1 protein-coding gene is annotated in these 289 nt (G+C 75.1%); it reads left to right on the forward strand.

Features of this window, described 5'->3' with window-relative positions; genetic code table 11:
- Positions 1-183, forward strand: a 183-nt coding sequence (locus tag J0695_RS38485) for a hypothetical protein (protein ID WP_206969495.1), incomplete at its 5' end; no start/stop codon positions are given.
- Between the last annotated feature and the right edge of the window lie 106 nt (positions 184-289).

Here is a 289-nt window from a genome sequence, read left to right on the forward strand (position 1 = left end):
GCGGGGGAGGGGTCGGTCGCCCTCGAAGTGGCGGGCAGGGCGGTCCGGTTCGATGTCCCGGACGCCGGGGGCCCGTACGTGTACGCGACGCTGGAGGCCGGACTCCAGGTGTCGGGGGTCCATGACCTCCGCCTCGGACTGCGCGGGTCGGTGAGGCTCGCGCACATCGGCTTCTCCGGCTGAGGGTCCGGGGGAGCCGACGGTGGCCCGGCACCAGGTCTCTGGTGCCGGGCCACTGCTTTGCCCGGGGTCGCGCCCCGGATCCCGCTTTGCGGGGCTTCGCCCCTGC

It is taken from the genome of Streptomyces beijiangensis (genome assembly GCF_017315755.1).
GTDB lineage: Bacteria > Actinomycetota > Actinomycetes > Streptomycetales > Streptomycetaceae > Streptomyces > Streptomyces beijiangensis.